Origin of the sequence: Streptomyces sp. NPDC051738 (assembly GCF_044453205.1) — a bacterium.
GTDB lineage: Bacteria > Actinomycetota > Actinomycetes > Streptomycetales > Streptomycetaceae > Streptomyces.
This window is the reverse complement of the sequence record NZ_JBITCM010000003.1, coordinates 312,454-325,970: the sequence shown is the minus strand read 5'-3', so window position 1 is coordinate 325,970 and position 13,517 is coordinate 312,454. Positions and strand designations below refer to the sequence as shown.

The 13,517-nt window shown below is 70.8% G+C and carries 14 protein-coding genes; 8 read left to right on the top strand and 6 right to left on the bottom strand.

Annotation, left to right across the window (positions count from 1 at the left end; genetic code table 11):
• Positions 1 to 81: 81 nt before the first annotated feature.
• Positions 82 to 897, bottom strand: coding sequence for an SAM-dependent methyltransferase (locus ACIA8X_RS09295; RefSeq protein ID WP_393444933.1), 816 nt, complete (start codon positions 895 to 897; stop codon positions 82 to 84).
• A 130-nt stretch (positions 898 to 1,027) separates the two neighbouring features.
• Positions 1,028 to 1,891 (bottom strand): helix-turn-helix domain-containing protein, encoded by an 864-nt coding sequence (locus tag ACIA8X_RS09290; protein ID WP_393444931.1) that lies wholly within the window; start codon positions 1,889 to 1,891, stop codon positions 1,028 to 1,030.
• A 262-nt stretch (positions 1,892 to 2,153) separates the two neighbouring features.
• On the opposite strand from ACIA8X_RS09290, the gene ACIA8X_RS09285 reads away from it, so the two are divergent.
• Positions 2,154 to 2,579 (top strand): hypothetical protein, encoded by a 426-nt coding sequence (locus tag ACIA8X_RS09285; protein WP_393444929.1) that lies wholly within the window; start codon positions 2,154 to 2,156, stop codon positions 2,577 to 2,579.
• Here the strand turns inward: ACIA8X_RS09285 and ACIA8X_RS09280 are convergent.
• Positions 2,561 to 3,391 (bottom strand): helix-turn-helix domain-containing protein, encoded by an 831-nt coding sequence (locus ACIA8X_RS09280; protein WP_393444927.1) that lies wholly within the window; start codon positions 3,389 to 3,391, stop codon positions 2,561 to 2,563. The two genes, ACIA8X_RS09285 and ACIA8X_RS09280, sit on opposite strands and share 19 nt — an antisense overlap.
• A 30-nt stretch (positions 3,392 to 3,421) precedes the next feature.
• Between ACIA8X_RS09280 and ACIA8X_RS09275 the strand changes: the two genes are divergently transcribed.
• The 3 genes from ACIA8X_RS09275 (at position 3,422) to ACIA8X_RS09265 (ending at position 5,678) form a co-directional block, all read left to right on the top strand.
• Positions 3,422 to 4,528 carry an ADP-ribosylglycohydrolase family protein gene (locus ACIA8X_RS09275; protein WP_393444924.1) on the top strand — a complete coding sequence of 369 codons (1,107 nt, stop codon included), beginning with the start codon at positions 3,422 to 3,424 and terminating at the stop codon, positions 4,526 to 4,528.
• Positions 4,529 to 4,626: 98 nt separating this feature from the next.
• Positions 4,627 to 4,929, top strand: a complete 303-nt coding sequence (locus ACIA8X_RS09270; RefSeq protein WP_393444922.1) for a 4a-hydroxytetrahydrobiopterin dehydratase — start codon at positions 4,627 to 4,629, stop codon at positions 4,927 to 4,929.
• A 5-nt stretch (positions 4,930 to 4,934) separates the two neighbouring features.
• Positions 4,935 to 5,678, top strand: coding sequence for a class I SAM-dependent methyltransferase (locus ACIA8X_RS09265; protein WP_393444919.1), 744 nt, complete (start codon positions 4,935 to 4,937; stop codon positions 5,676 to 5,678).
• Here the strand turns inward: ACIA8X_RS09265 and ACIA8X_RS09260 are convergent.
• Positions 5,647 to 5,799 carry a hypothetical protein gene (locus tag ACIA8X_RS09260; protein WP_399458110.1) on the bottom strand — a complete coding sequence of 51 codons (153 nt, stop codon included), beginning with the start codon at positions 5,797 to 5,799 and terminating at the stop codon, positions 5,647 to 5,649. The genes ACIA8X_RS09265 and ACIA8X_RS09260 overlap by 32 nt on opposite strands.
• Positions 5,800 to 6,002: 203 nt before the next feature.
• Positions 6,003 to 6,494, bottom strand: coding sequence for a hypothetical protein (locus ACIA8X_RS09255; protein WP_393444914.1), 492 nt, complete (start codon positions 6,492 to 6,494; stop codon positions 6,003 to 6,005).
• Positions 6,495 to 6,533: 39 nt separating this feature from the next.
• Between ACIA8X_RS09255 and ACIA8X_RS09250 the strand changes: the two genes are divergently transcribed.
• The 4 genes from ACIA8X_RS09250 to ACIA8X_RS09235 all read left to right on the top strand — a co-directional run bounded on the left by ACIA8X_RS09250 (position 6,534) and on the right by ACIA8X_RS09235 (position 10,683).
• Positions 6,534 to 7,502: a helix-turn-helix transcriptional regulator gene (locus ACIA8X_RS09250; protein WP_399458109.1), complete on the top strand. Its 969-nt coding sequence runs from the start codon at positions 6,534 to 6,536 to the stop codon at positions 7,500 to 7,502.
• Between the two features lie 39 nt (positions 7,503 to 7,541).
• Complete coding sequence (locus ACIA8X_RS09245; RefSeq protein WP_399458108.1) at positions 7,542 to 9,452, top strand: rhamnogalacturonan lyase; 1,911 nt, start codon at positions 7,542 to 7,544, stop codon at positions 9,450 to 9,452.
• Between the two features lie 293 nt (positions 9,453 to 9,745).
• Complete coding sequence (locus ACIA8X_RS09240; RefSeq protein ID WP_393444908.1) at positions 9,746 to 10,315, top strand: DUF6313 family protein; 570 nt, start codon at positions 9,746 to 9,748, stop codon at positions 10,313 to 10,315.
• Positions 10,312 to 10,683: a hypothetical protein gene (locus ACIA8X_RS09235; RefSeq protein WP_399458107.1), complete on the top strand. Its 372-nt coding sequence runs from the start codon at positions 10,312 to 10,314 to the stop codon at positions 10,681 to 10,683. The genes ACIA8X_RS09240 and ACIA8X_RS09235 overlap by 4 nt, the downstream gene beginning before the upstream one ends.
• Before the next feature lie 62 nt (positions 10,684 to 10,745).
• Here ACIA8X_RS09235 and ACIA8X_RS09230 read toward each other — a convergent pair whose 3' ends face one another.
• Positions 10,746 to 13,403, bottom strand: coding sequence for a cellulose binding domain-containing protein (locus ACIA8X_RS09230; protein ID WP_399458106.1), 2,658 nt, complete (start codon positions 13,401 to 13,403; stop codon positions 10,746 to 10,748).
• Positions 13,404 to 13,517: the final 114 nt, after the last annotated feature.

Below are 13,517 nucleotides of genomic sequence, written 5' to 3'. Positions count from 1 at the left end.
GGTCCCGAACCTAGGGCGGAGCGCGGGAAGGCACCTGTTCACGGCACCCGTACGGGTACCGCCGCACGGCACGCGGGTGGATCAGGGCTTGCGGGCGACCCCCGCGTACACCGGCACGATGCCCTCGGCCTGCGCCGCCACGTCCACCTGCTCCGGACGCCAGCCGTAGACGGGGATGACGCCGGGCCCGAGCAGTTCCAGGCCGTCGAAGAAACGGGAGAACTCGGCCAGGGACCGGGGGTAGAAGGGGGTGCCGCTGCGCCGGAAGTGGTTCGCCGCCTGCTCGATGGCCTCCGGGCTGAGGTCCGGGGTGACCTGGGAGAGGATCACGTAGCTGCCGGGGGCGAGCACGGCGACGTACTTCTTCAGCATGCCGTACACGTCGTCGCCGTCGGGGTCGTCGCCCAAGTAGTGGGTCAGCGCGACGAGCGACAGCGCGACCGGACGGTCGAAGTCCAGGGAGTCGCCGGCCCGGCTCAGCAAGTTGTCGACGTCCCGGACGTCGGCGTGCACGTAGGTGGTGCTGCCCTCCGGGGTGCCGTGCAGCAGGGCCTGCGCGTGCCGCAGCACGATCGGGTCGTTGTCCGCGTACACGACCCTGGCCTCCGGAGCGACGCCCTGCGCCACCTGGTGCAGGTTCGGCTCGGTGGGGATGCCCGTGCCGATGTCCAGGAACTGGCGTATCCCGGCCTCGGCGGCGGTGCGTACGGCCCGCTGCATGAAACGCCGGTTGGCGCGCGCCCCGCGCAGGACCGTGCCGTCCACGGCGAGGATCCTGCGGGCCAGCTCCTCGTCCACCGGGTAGTTGTCCTTGCCTCCCAGCCACCAGTCGTACACCCGGGCCGGATGCGGCCGGCTGGTGTCGATACGGGCGGGTACGGCATCGGATCCGGTCATGCGGTGTGTTCTCCTCGGTCCTTGTCTGCGGTGCTCGTCTGCGGTGCTCATCCGCTGTGCTCGTCCGCTGTGCTCGTCCGCGGTCGTGGACAGGTCGTCGGCCGTGGGCGGAAAGGTTGCCGTACGCCGGTCAGACGGCCTCGCGGCACTCTCGCAGGATCTTCTTCGTGCGCTCGGCCGACGCCGCGGCCGTCGACATGTGGTCCAGGACCTCCAGGTGCGCGGCGACCTCACTGCGGGAGTCGAGATACAGGGCGCCGGTGAGGTACTCCGTGTAGACCATGTCGGGCAGCTCCGGCTCGGCGAAGCGGAACAGGGAGAAGGGCGCGTACGTCCCCGGGTGCGGGCCGGAGGCGAACTCGGCGATCTGCAGCGTGACGCGGTCGCGCTCGGCGAACTCCAGGAGCTTGTCCAGCTGTTCGCGCATCACCTCGCCGTCGGCGCTCACCGGGCGCCGCAGCACCGTCTCGTCCATGATCACCCACAGGTGCGGCGGGTCGGGGCGCTCCAGCAGCCGCTGCCGCTCCATGCGCAGCGACACATGCCGCTCCATGGTCTCCGGCCCCGCCTGCCCGATCGTCCCGGCCTCCATCACGGCACGCGCGTAGCCCTCGCTCTGCAGCAGGCCGGGCACGAAGTGCGGCTCGTAGGAGCGGATGATGCGGGCGGCGCCCTCCAGGCTCACGTACAGGCTGAACCAGTCCGGCAGCACGTCGTGGAACCGCTGCCACCAGCCCGGCTGGTTGGCCTCCTCGGCCAGGGCGACGAAGGCCGCCGCCTCGTCCTCCGGTACGCCGTACGTCTCCAGCAGGACCTGGACGTACGGGATCTTCAGCGCGACCTCGGCCGTCTCCATCCGGCGTACGGTCGCCGCGGCAACGTGCAGCACGCGGGCTGCCTCGTCGCGTCCCAGCCCGGCTGACTCGCGCAGCTCCTGGAGGCGCTTGCCGAGCACCACCTGGCCCACGGTGGGAGCGGGTCGCCGCTCACTCACGCCACGCCTCCCCTACGCGCCGAAAGTACGGGCGCCATGTTACGGGGAAGCGGTGGGGTGGTCACTGTTGTGTGCCGGGTGCAGGTTCGTGGGGGCTGGTCGCGCAGTTCCCCGCGCCCCTGGGGGGTGTCATTACCCGGCAGGTAATCGACCCCTTTGCCCGGTCGCGAGAACGTTGAGTCACCGGGTTCCGGGGCGGCGCACTCCGTCTCGGGATCCGGCCTCGCCGCCTCAACTCGACCTCGACGGAGGGTGATTCACCATGTCCGCCACCTCGCTCGCCGCTCTCGCCCGGACCTCCGACCCGCACACCGTGCTGCGCCGCTTTCTGGCCCTGGACGCGGTGGTGACCGGGGCGAACGGGCTTGCCTACCTTGCTGTTTCCGGGCCGCTCGGCCGCTTCCTCGGTGTCGACTCCACGCTGCTGCTCGCGCTCGGCGCCTTCCTCACCGTGTACGCGGCCGCCGTCGGCCTGCTCGCCTCCCGTGCCCGCCCCGCCGTGTTCCCTGTGCGGGCCGTGATCGAGGCCAACCTCGCCTGGACCGTGCTGAGTCTGGTCGGCCTCGCGGTGTGGCTGTCGCCGAGCACGGCCGGTGCGGTGTGGACCGTGCTCCAGGCGCTCACCGTCGCAGGGTTCGCCGGGTTGCAGTACGCGGCGCTGAAAGCACGTCAGGGCAGCAGCGACTGAAGGTACTTGACCGTCGCGGGGTCGGCCGGGAGGAGCGTCTCGATGGCCAGCTCGGCGACGGTCACGTCCATGGGGGTGTTGAAGGTGGAGATGGAGGAGATGAAGGACAGGACGCGGCCCTCGTGCTCGATCTGCATCGGCAGCGCGAAGTAGGGGACGGGCTCGGCCGGTTCGGGGCCGGGCGTCTCCTCCGGGACCGGGTACGCCGCCACCTCCTCGTACAGTCGGCGCAGCGGCTCGGAGCGGCGCAGCGCGATCTGGCGGTCCATCTGGGCGAGCAGATGCCCGCGCCACTCGCGCAGGTTGCGGATGCGCGGCGCGAGGCCCTCCGGGTGCAGGGTCAGACGCATCGCGTTCAGCGGGGGCGTGAGGAGGTGCTCGGGGATGCCGTCGAGCAGCGTCAGGACGCCCCGGTTGGCGGCGTGGACGTTGTACATCGCGTCGACCACGAGGGCCGGGTAGGGCTCGTAGCCCTGGATGAGCCGCTCCATTCCCGCGCGGAGCGCGTCGAGTGCCGGGTCGTCCAGCGGGGTCTCCGGGTAGCGCGGGGCGTAGCCGGCGGCCAGCAGCAGCGCGTTGCGCTCCCGCACCGGGACGTCCAGGTGCTCGGCCAGCCGCAGCACCATCTCCTCGCTCGGCCGGGAACGGCCCGTCTCGATAAAGCTGATGTGCCGCGCCGAGGAGTCCGCCCGCAACGCCAACTCCAGCTGACTCACGCGCCGTTGCTCCCGCCAGGCCCGCAGGAGGGGGCCCACGCCCTGGTCGGCCGGGGCGGTGGCGGGCACGCCGCTACCGGGCGGGACAATGGTCATGAGTACGACCGTAGTCGAGGAGCGCGTGGAATGAACGAGCCGTGGATGTCGTCCCTCGCAGGCGAGGCCGTGTACCGCGCCCGGGTGCGTGGCTGTCTGCTCGGCGGGGCCCTCGGTGACGCCCTCGGCTACCCGATCGAGTTCAGCACGCTGGACCGGATCCGTGCCGCCAACGGAGAGCGCGGAGTGACCGGGCTCCTCTTCGCCGGGGACAGCGATGTGGCCAAGATCAGCGACGACACGCAGATGACCCTCTTCACCGCCGAGGCGCTCATCCAGGCCCATCAGCGGGAGCGGCTCAAGGGAATCGGCGGTGGGTGGGCCCTGCTGGTGCGGTGGGCGTACGAGCGCTGGCTGGAGACCCAGCGCCATCCCGGCCCGGAGCACGCCGCACCTCCACAGAGCGGCGCCCCCGACGGCGGTCTGATCACGCAGGAGTGGCTGTACTCCCCCAGAGGGGGGACCCCCAGCCGCGCCCCCGGCAACGCCTGCGTCTCCGGGATCACGCAGATGTACGCCCCTGACCCGTCGCTCGCTCTCGACGGCAAGCCCGGCGAGGTCAACCCCGACTCCAAGGGCTGCGGCGCGGTGATGTGCTCGGCGCCCTTCGGCCTGGTGAACACCGCCGACGCGGCCTTCGCGATGGCCGCCCGCGCCGCCCAGATCACCCACGGTCACCCCACCGGCTACTACGCGGCGGGTGCCTTCGCCGCGATCGTGGCGCACCTCGTCGCGGGCGACTCCCTGGAGGGCGCTGTCCTGCGCACGCTACGGCTGCTGCGGCGCCACCCCGGCCACGAGGAGACCTCGGCCGCGCTCACCGAGGCCGTCGACCTGGCCGAGCAGGGTTCCCCGACCGCGGAGAAGGTCGAGGCCCTGGGGGAAGGGTGGGTCGCCGAGCAGGCCCTCGCCATCGGCGTGTACTGCGCCCTCGTCGCGCCCTCCGTGCGGGACACGCTGCTGCTGTCCGTCAACCACTCGGGTGACAGCGACTCCACCGGCTCCGTCTGCGGCAACCTGCTGGGCGTCCGGTACGGCGAGCACGGCCTCCCGCACGCGTGGCTGGAACGGGTCGAGGGGCGGGCCCAGATCGCCGCGCTCGCCGACGATCTGGCGGCCGAAGGCGTGCGGCGCTGATCATCGGGGAACCCGTCTGACCAGGGCCGCCGCGCCCAGGCTGTGGCAGGCTGAAGACGAACCTCCCGTAGCCCTCCCGTGCAGGAAGGAGCGAGGCCATGCCCCTCGAACCGTTGTCGCAGAAGGAGATCGAGGACCGGCTCGCGGAGCTGCCGGGCTGGTCGCAGGAGGGCGACCGCATCGCACGCTCCTACCGGCTCCCCTCACACTTCGCGGCCACGGCGATGGTCGTGCACATCGCCCAGGTCCAGGAGGAGCTCGACCACCACACCGACCTCACCCTCGGCTACAACACGATCTCCCTCACCGTGAACACCCACACCGTGGGCGCCGTGACGAAGCGGGACTTCCTGCTCGCCCGGAAAATCGAGGAGCTCGCCCCTGGTCACGGGGCACACTGACGCGCGTGCTGGACTACGACAAGGAAGCAGAGCGGTACGACGCCTCGCGCGGCGGCGAGCCCAGGGCGCAGGCCGCCGCCGAGGCGGTGCTGGGCCTCCTGCCGGACGGCACCCGGCGCCTGCTCGACGTCGCCTGCGGCACCGGCATCGTGACGCGCCGGCTCGCCGCCGGACGGGACGGCCTGCGCGTGACCGGCGTCGACCTCGCGCCCGGCATGGCCCGACAGGCCGCCGCCCGTATGCCCGGCGCCGTCGTGCTGGCCGACAGCCGCCGGCTGCCGTTCCCGGTCGGCCGGTTCGACGCCGTCAGCAGTGTGTGGCTGCTGCACCTGGCCCGAACGGACGACGACGTGCGCAGGACCGTCGGTGAGTGCGCGCGCATGCTGCGGCCCGGCGGGGTCTACGTCACGACGGTCGACAAGGCCGCCGCCCACAACGTGGGCAGTGACATCGACGCCGTCATGGCGTCCCGCCCGCGCCGACCGGCCCGGGACGAGGCGGCGCTCGTCGCGTCGTACGCCCTCGACCACGGCCTGGTCCCGGCCGGGCAGGCCGGCTTCACGGGCCGCGGTCAGGGCCGCAGCCCCCGCCGCACGATCGCCGACCTGCGCCGGGGCTGGTTCGTCACCCTGCCGCCCGGCGACGCGCGCGCCGACGACTTCGCCGCCCGGCTGGCCCGCCTCCCGGACCAGGACCGGCCCCGCCCGGACCCGGTGTTCACGCTCCGCGCGTTCCGGAAGCCTGGGTGAACTCCATGGCCCGGGTGAACTCCATGACCCAGTTGGACACCCAGGTGTCCCCGCCGTCCAGGGAGAACGCCTGCTCCCAGCGGGCCGTGGTGGCGGAGATGCCGGACCAGACGAAGCGCACGCGTACGTCCTTGCCGATGGAGGTTCCCTGTTCTGGCGGAGCCGAGAACTTGCGGGAAGGTGTAGTCGGCCCTCTCGGTGCCGGTCAGCGGTATCCCAGCCCGTCCGGCGTTTGAGGACGAGGCCGTTCAGGCCGAAGCGGGGGTCTGGGGGCGCGGCCCCCAGCGACGGTCACGCGACAGATCGCCCCGGCATTTGTTCGGCTCACGACAGCGCAGCGACGCGGTCTCCTGTGGTTCCTTCGGGCAGGGAATCGGCCAAGTAGGCCTTGAGGTCCGGGACTTCGGGCGCGAGCAGATGCCGCACCCAGGCGTCCCGTTCGTGCAGGATCGGCGGGAGTTCCCAGACGCAGCCGATCCACGGCAGGTCGGGCGTGATGAAGTGCGTGGGGTCGTTGTCCGGGCAGCCGAGCACCGGCTGCCCGGCCGACGCGCCCTTGAAGTGCAGGACGTTGTCCCACACCCAGCTGTAGGCGTTGAGGTAGGCGCCGTCGTCACCGCCCCGGTGCAGGACCACGAACGTCGCCGGGGGAGTGCCGTCCGCCTCCGGCAGCAGCTCGGGCAGGATCGCGTACGCCGCCTTCTCCACCTCGGGCGCGATGCCCGCCGGGTCGGCGGTGACGTGGTAGCGCTTGATGTGCCGACCCGCTACCTCGATCGGCGGCGGCACCGTCAGCAGTTTCTCGGTGAAGCTCATGACGGCACGCTAGGACCTCTTCACTGACACCATGTGGCAGTGAAGTCCAGCCGACTCGTCTCGATCCTGCTCCTCCTGCAGACCCGGGGCCGGATGACCGCCGCCCAGCTCGCCGAGGAGCTGGAGGTGTCCGTCCGCACCGTCTACCGGGACGTCGACGCGCTCAGCGCGGCCGGTGTGCCGCTGTACGGCGACGCCGGTCACGCCGGGGGCTATCGGCTGCTGGACGGCTATCGCACCCGCCTCACCGGGCTGACCGCCGACGAGGCCGAGGCGCTGTTCCTCGCGGGCGTCCCCGGTCCGGCCGCCCAACTCGGCCTCGGCTCGGTGCTCGCCGCCGCCCAGCTCAAGGTCCGCGCCGCCCTCCCCGCGGAGCTGCGCGCCCACGCCGACCGGATCAGCGGCCGCTTCCACCTGGACGCCCCCGGCTGGTACGCGGACGGCGAGGAGGCCCCGTACCTCCCGGCGGTCGCCGACGCGGTGTGGAACAGCCGTGTGCTGAACGTCGTCTACCGGCGCTGGCGCGAGCCCACGGACGTGGAGCGCCGCCTGGAGCCGTACGGTCTGGTCCTCAAGGCGGGCCGCTGGTACGTCGTCGCCGGCCCCGGACCGCGCACCTTCCGTGTCGACCAGATCCTCGAACTCGCCACGTCCGACGAGGAGTTCGAACGCCCCGGTGACTTCGACCTGGCCGCGTACTGGACGGCGTACCAGCGGGACTTCCACGACCGCCTGTACCGCGCGGAGGCGGTGGTACGGCTGGCACCCGGAGCCGCGCTCACCGGGCCGCTCGCCCGTGCCGTGGCCGCGAACGGCCGTACCGACTCCGACGGCTGGACCCAGGCGGTGGTCCCCATCGAGTCCGTCGACCACGCGTACGGCGAGTTCCTGCGGTTGGGCACGGACGTCGAGGTGCTTCAGCCGCCGGAGCTGCGGGCGCGGATCGCCCGTACCGCGGCCGAACTGGCCGGAAGATACGGCAACTTCGCGGTGCCCGGCGACCACTGAGGATTCGGAATCCGTCCGTCCTCCCAGGAGGTACGTCTCGTGCAGCACCCGCACAAGCACCGCAGACGAAGGCTCGTCCTCTCCGCGCTCGGCGCCACCGCCGCACTCGTCGGCGCAGGCCTCACCACCCTGAACGGAGTCGGCGCGTCCCCCACGCTCGAACTGACTCGCGCGGGAGGGGCCCCCATGGCCGCCACCGCCCGCCAGGTCGAGAAGCTGGACCGGGGCGTGGTCAGCGTCCACACGTCGAGCGGCAACCTGGTCAGCTGGCGCTGGCTGGGCACCGACCCGAACGACGTCTCCTTCAACGTCTACCGGGCCGGCGCGTTGGTCAACTCGACCCCGATCACGGGCTCCACCAACTACTTCCACTCCGGCGCCCCCGAACAGGCCGACTACACCGTCCGCGCGATCGTGGGAGGCGTCGAGCAGGCCGACTCGGTGCACGCCGTCCAGTTCCGCACGGGCTACAAGGACGTCCCCATCAGCGCACCGGCCGGCGGCACGACCCCCGACGGAGTGGCGTACACCTACGAGGCAAACGACGCCTCCGTCGGCGACCTCGACGGCGACGGCGCCCTCGACATCGTCCTCAAGTGGCAGCCCACCAACGCCAAGGACAACTCCCAGTCCGGCTACACCGGCAACACGTTCGTCGACGGCATCAAGCTCGACGGCACCCGGCTGTGGCGCGTCGACCTGGGCCGCAACATCCGCTCCGGCGCGCACTACACGCAGTTCCAGGTGTACGACTACGACGGCGACGGCAAGGCCGAGGTCGCCATGAAGACGGCCGACGGCACGAAGGACGGCACGGGCGCGGTGATCGGCAGCTCGTCGGCCGACCACCGGAACTCGTCCGGCTACATCCTGTCCGGCCCCGAGTTCCTGACCATGTTCAACGGCCAGACCGGCAAGGCGATGCAGTCGGTGGACTACGTCCCGGCTCGCGGCTCGGTCGCGTCGTGGGGCGACTCCTACGGCAACCGGGTCGACCGATTCCTCGCCGGAACCGCCTACTTGGACGGCTCACGCCCCTCTCTCATCATGGCCCGCGGCTACTACACCCGTACGGTCATCGCGGCCTGGGACTGGCGAGGCGGCAGCTTCACGCGCCGCTGGACCTTCGACACCAACTCCTCCACCAACACCGGCAAGGGATTCGACGGCCAGGGCTCGCACAGCCTGTCCGTCGGGGACGTCGACGGGGACGGCAAGGACGAGATCGTCTACGGCTCGATGGCCGTCGACGACAACGGCAACGGCCTGTGGACCACGAAGACGGGCCATGGCGACGCCCAGCACCTGGGCGACCTCGACCCCGCGCGTGGGGGCCTGGAGTACTTCAAGGTCTCGGAGTCCACGTCCCAGCCGGCCGAGGTGTACATCAACCCGGCGAACGGCACCGTGAACTGGTCCCTCGCCGCCTGCTGCGACAACGGCCGCGGAGTCGCCGGCGACATCTGGGCGGGCAACGACGGTGCCGAGGTGTGGTCCGCCTCCGACACCTCGATCCGTGACGAGGCCGGCGCCACCAAGGGCCGCGAGCCGTCCTCCGTCAACTTCCTGTCCTGGTGGGACGGCGACACCGTCCGCGAACTCCTCGACGGCACCCGCATCGACAAGTACGGCACATCCTCCGACACCCGCCTCCTGACCGGCTCAGGTGTCTCCTCCAACAACGGCACGAAGGCCACGCCCGTCCTGTCCGGCGACATCCTCGGCGACTGGCGCGAGGAGGTCATCTGGCGCACCTCGGGCAACACCGCCCTGCGCATCTACTCGACCCCCACCGAAACCACCACCAAGATCACGACCCTCCTCCACGACACGATGTACCGCACGGGCCTCGCCTGGCAGAACACGGCATACAACCAGCCGCCGCACCCGAGCTTCTTCATCGGCAACGGCATGGGCACGGCACCCCGGCCGACGGTCTACACGCCGTGAGCCATGGTGGGTGCGTGCGGATCGGAGCACGCACCCACCACCCACGAACTCGGTGTTCAGCATGGCCTGTTGTCCGGAACAGGTGGATGTCCGCGTGATATGTGATGCAGAATCAGCCTTCGCGTGTTCTGCCGAACGAAGCCGGCTCCGGTGGGGCGCGCCGTTGTTCGCGCGTGCGTACGGGGGACTCCTTGCCTACTGGGCCCATCCCGGTTCCACCGGATCTGAAACTGGCGCCTGCGAAACCCGGTACCTACCGGCGGTTCCGGCGGATCTGGCGTTCACGGAAGGCATTGAAGGGCATCACCCAGTGGCTGATCGACTGGGGGACACCCCTGCTCGGCGGTGCGGCGGTGCTCTACGTCTATGCCGCCCGGTCCACGTCACCCAGCGAGGTCTACAAGGCCTTCACCCTCATCGAACCTCCCGAGCGATTCTCCCTGTGGGCTTCGTCCCTCATCGGCTGGCTCCTGGTCCCCGCCATCATCGGTGGGGTCGCCGGACATGTGATCGCCACGCGGATCAGCAGTGCCAAGTCGATCTCCACCGAGACACTGTTCCGGCAGCGCACCCTGGGGCAGCGGCTGAAACCTCCGGGGCGGATCGACGACCTGCGGCCGTATTTCCACGGCTCCGTCCCTCAGCAGTACTTCGTCGACGTGTGGGTGCGGATCGCGCACCGCAACGACTGGGACCGGGCCCAGGACCACTGGGAGGTCTTCATCAGGGACATGCTCTCCACCCAGCAGTACGCTCATGTCGACCGCCATGAGGGCCTGCGGCAGGCGCAGGGGACGGCGCGTCTCACCCTGGCGGTGACAGCGCGCGTGGGCCACTGCATCGTATGTGAAAGGCGGCGGTGACCGTGCGTTCCGAGGACGCCGTGGAGATCGTCCGGGCATCGTTGGCGCTGGCCTTCCCGGGAGCCTCCGCCGACGGGCTGGCCCGAGCCGCCGAGCACCTGCTGCGCTGGGGCGCGGAGGGAGCGGCTGAGCACCTCGGCCCCGAGCAGTCGGAGCGCATGCTGGAAGACCTTGTGTTCGTCGGTGACTTCAGAGTCGAGGAGTTCCATCGCGCCGAACCCGCGAGGCGTGAGGTAAGGCCGGCCGACTACCGCGTCTGGTCGCGCCCCGACCAGATCCGCGACAGCCTTCCGTTCCGGCGGCAGCCGCCGGAGCCGGACGACCCGCACACCCGGCGCCAAGACCCGGGTGTGCCGCCCGCATTCTGACATCCCACAGGCGGCGGTCGCCCGCTCGGAGCGCCGCCGCCCGTCCTACGGGACCCTCGTCCTCACGCCACCGTGCAGCTCTGCTCACCCACCTTGAACACGGTCGGCTTCCCGTTCGCCCCCGACCAACTCCCCGTGAACCCGAAGCCCACGGACGCACCGGCCGCCACGTTCCCGTTCCAGCCCACGTTCTTCGCGGTCACCGCCGATCCCGACTGCGTGTACTCGGCGTTCCACAGCTGGGAGATCTGCTGCCCGTCCGTGAAGGACCAGTCAAGGGACCAGCCGTTCCACGCACTTGAGCCGGTGTTGGACAGCTGGACGTCCGCCTGGAAGCCGCCCGACCACTGGTTGGTGAGCTTGTACGTCACCGCGCAGGCGCCGGTCGGTGTGGGGTCGGTTTCGCCGCCGCCGTCTCCGCCGCCCGTGTCCGACGTGTCGCCGTAGATGACTCCGCGGCCGTTCGTCGCCACGTACACCCGCCCGTACACCCGCGGGTCACCCGTGATCGCCGCCCCCGTCCAACCCCACTGGTGGGCGTCGTCGTTGACGCGGGTCCAGGTCGCGCCCTTGTCGGTGGAGCGGAAGATGCCGCGTACGCCGCCGATCTTCGCGCTGGTGTACAGGGTCTGGTACGACGTTCCCGTCGCCGCCTTGCCGAAGCCGATGGTGTCGGCCTGCTCGACGCCCGAGAGCTTCGTGAAGCTCGCGCCGCCGTCCGTCGAGTGCCACAACCCGTACGCACCGTCCGTCGCACCGCCCGCCAGCCACACGTCACCCTTCACCCCGGGCAGCGCCTTGAACCGGACGCTGTCACCGCTGGGCAGGCCACTCGCGGAGCTCGCCGTGAAGGTCGCGCCGCCGTCCGAACTGACGTAGAACTTCCCGGACTTGAAGCCGTAGAAGGTCTTGGGGTCGACCCGGTCGGACTCCACGGTCGCGCCCGCCGGAATCCCGCTCGACGCCTGCCACGACGTACCGAAGCCCGTCGCGTACTGCACACCCGTCCCGGCCGGGCTCCACACGAACCGGCTGCCGTCCGACGCCGCCGCGACCGTACCGCCACCGCTCACACCCGAAGGGTCGGTCCCCGCGAACCAGTTGGCGCCGTTGTCCGTCGAGAACGCGATGTGCGGGCCGGAGTCGAGGTTGCCGACCCGTACCACCGTGTTGGGGTTGGACTCGGCGTAGTCCAGGCTCGTCGTCGTGGTGAAGTTCGGCTGCGTGAACATCATCGACGGCACCTTGGTGAGGTCGGTGTGCCGGAAGCCGCCGATGTCGCCGAGGGCGCTCAGGAGCGGGGCGCCCGACGGGGGCGAGGCGAGGTCGTTGACGGCCGTCTCCTCCAGGCCCCGCACCATCGGCTTGATGGTGAACTGGCTCCCGCTGTCCCACTTCGTCAGATCCTCGGTGCCGTAGATCGTCGCACCCGTCCCGTACATCATCCGGTTCGAGTCGAACGGGTCGATCTCCAGCGCCTCCGTCATCCAGCCCAGCTTCGGCGTCTGTTCGGGCGGGGAGGGGTTGGCGCCCCAGGTCAGCCACGGTGCCGACGAGACGTCCATCGTGTAGCGGTTGGCGCGGTTGGGATACGACGTGTAGTCCCACGCCTTCGTCCAGCTGCCGCCGCTGTCCGTCGAGCGGAAGATCTGCGTGTCCGGCCACCAGGAGCTGTACGCCGTCGCCATCACCGTGCCGGGCCGCTGCCGGTCGAGGGCCAGGCCGCTGAAGCCGTAGTAGGTGTCGGCCTCCGCCACCGGGCTGATGTCCGTCCAGGTGCCGCTCGCCGTCGCGTACCGCCACAGCCGGCCCTTGCCGCCGTCGTACGGCCCGCCCTTGTCGCTGTAGGCGAGATAGAGGTAGCCGTTCGCCGCGTCCAGGACGCCCTTGTGGGCCAGGTATCCCGTCGGCTGCCCGGCGACCCGCGACCAGGAGGCGCCTGCGTCCGTCGACCGATAGACCGCGTTGTCCTTGTCGGCGACCCCGACGTAGATGGTCTGCGTCGCGTTCCCGGACGTCCCGGTGGACTCGTCGAAGGTGACCCAGACGATGCCCTGGTTGTCGCTGGCGTACCCGCTGGTGTCGCTCGGATCCTGCACGTAGTTCCCGACGTTGGGGAAGTTCGCCACCTGCGACCAGGTCACCCCGGAGTCCGTGGACCGCCACAGCCCCTTGCCGCTGGGCGCCCCCAGATACAGCACGCTGTTCCTGTTCGGGTCGACCGCCAGTCGCTCACCCATGCCGCGGCCGGGCATGTTGCCGCCCAGCTTGAACGGCAGATCGGCCCTCTGCCAGCTCGCGCCCCGGTCGGCGGAGCGCATGACCGCGCCGTTCCCCGGGTCCCAGCTGTTGGTGTACGTCCCGACCGCCGCGTACACCTTGTCCGGGTCCACGGAGTCGGATGCCAGGCTAACCACGCCCGTGTGCCCCCAGTCGTCCCAGCCCACCGAGTCCAGCAGCGGCGTCCAGGTCTTCGACGACTCCTGCCAGCGGTAGGCGCCGCCGATGTCGGTACGGGCGTAGGCGAGGTTCTTCTCGGCACGGTTGAAGACGATGCCGGGGACGAACCCACCGCCGTCGATACGGGCGTTCTTCCAGGTGTAGGTGTCGGCGCTGATCGACACGTTCTTCGAGGCGTCGGCGGCCAGCGCGGGCGGGCTGCCCGCGAGCAGGCCGGCCGCCAGCGCCAGCACCGCCGTGAGGATGCGGGTTCTTCGCACGGAGGGTCCTTTCCGGGATGTGGGGGGAGGGGAGAGGAATCCAGGGATGGCAAGCGCTTGCTATCGCTCGCGAGAGTAGCCGGGCGACCCTCAGTGCGGGAGAGGGCCGCCCGG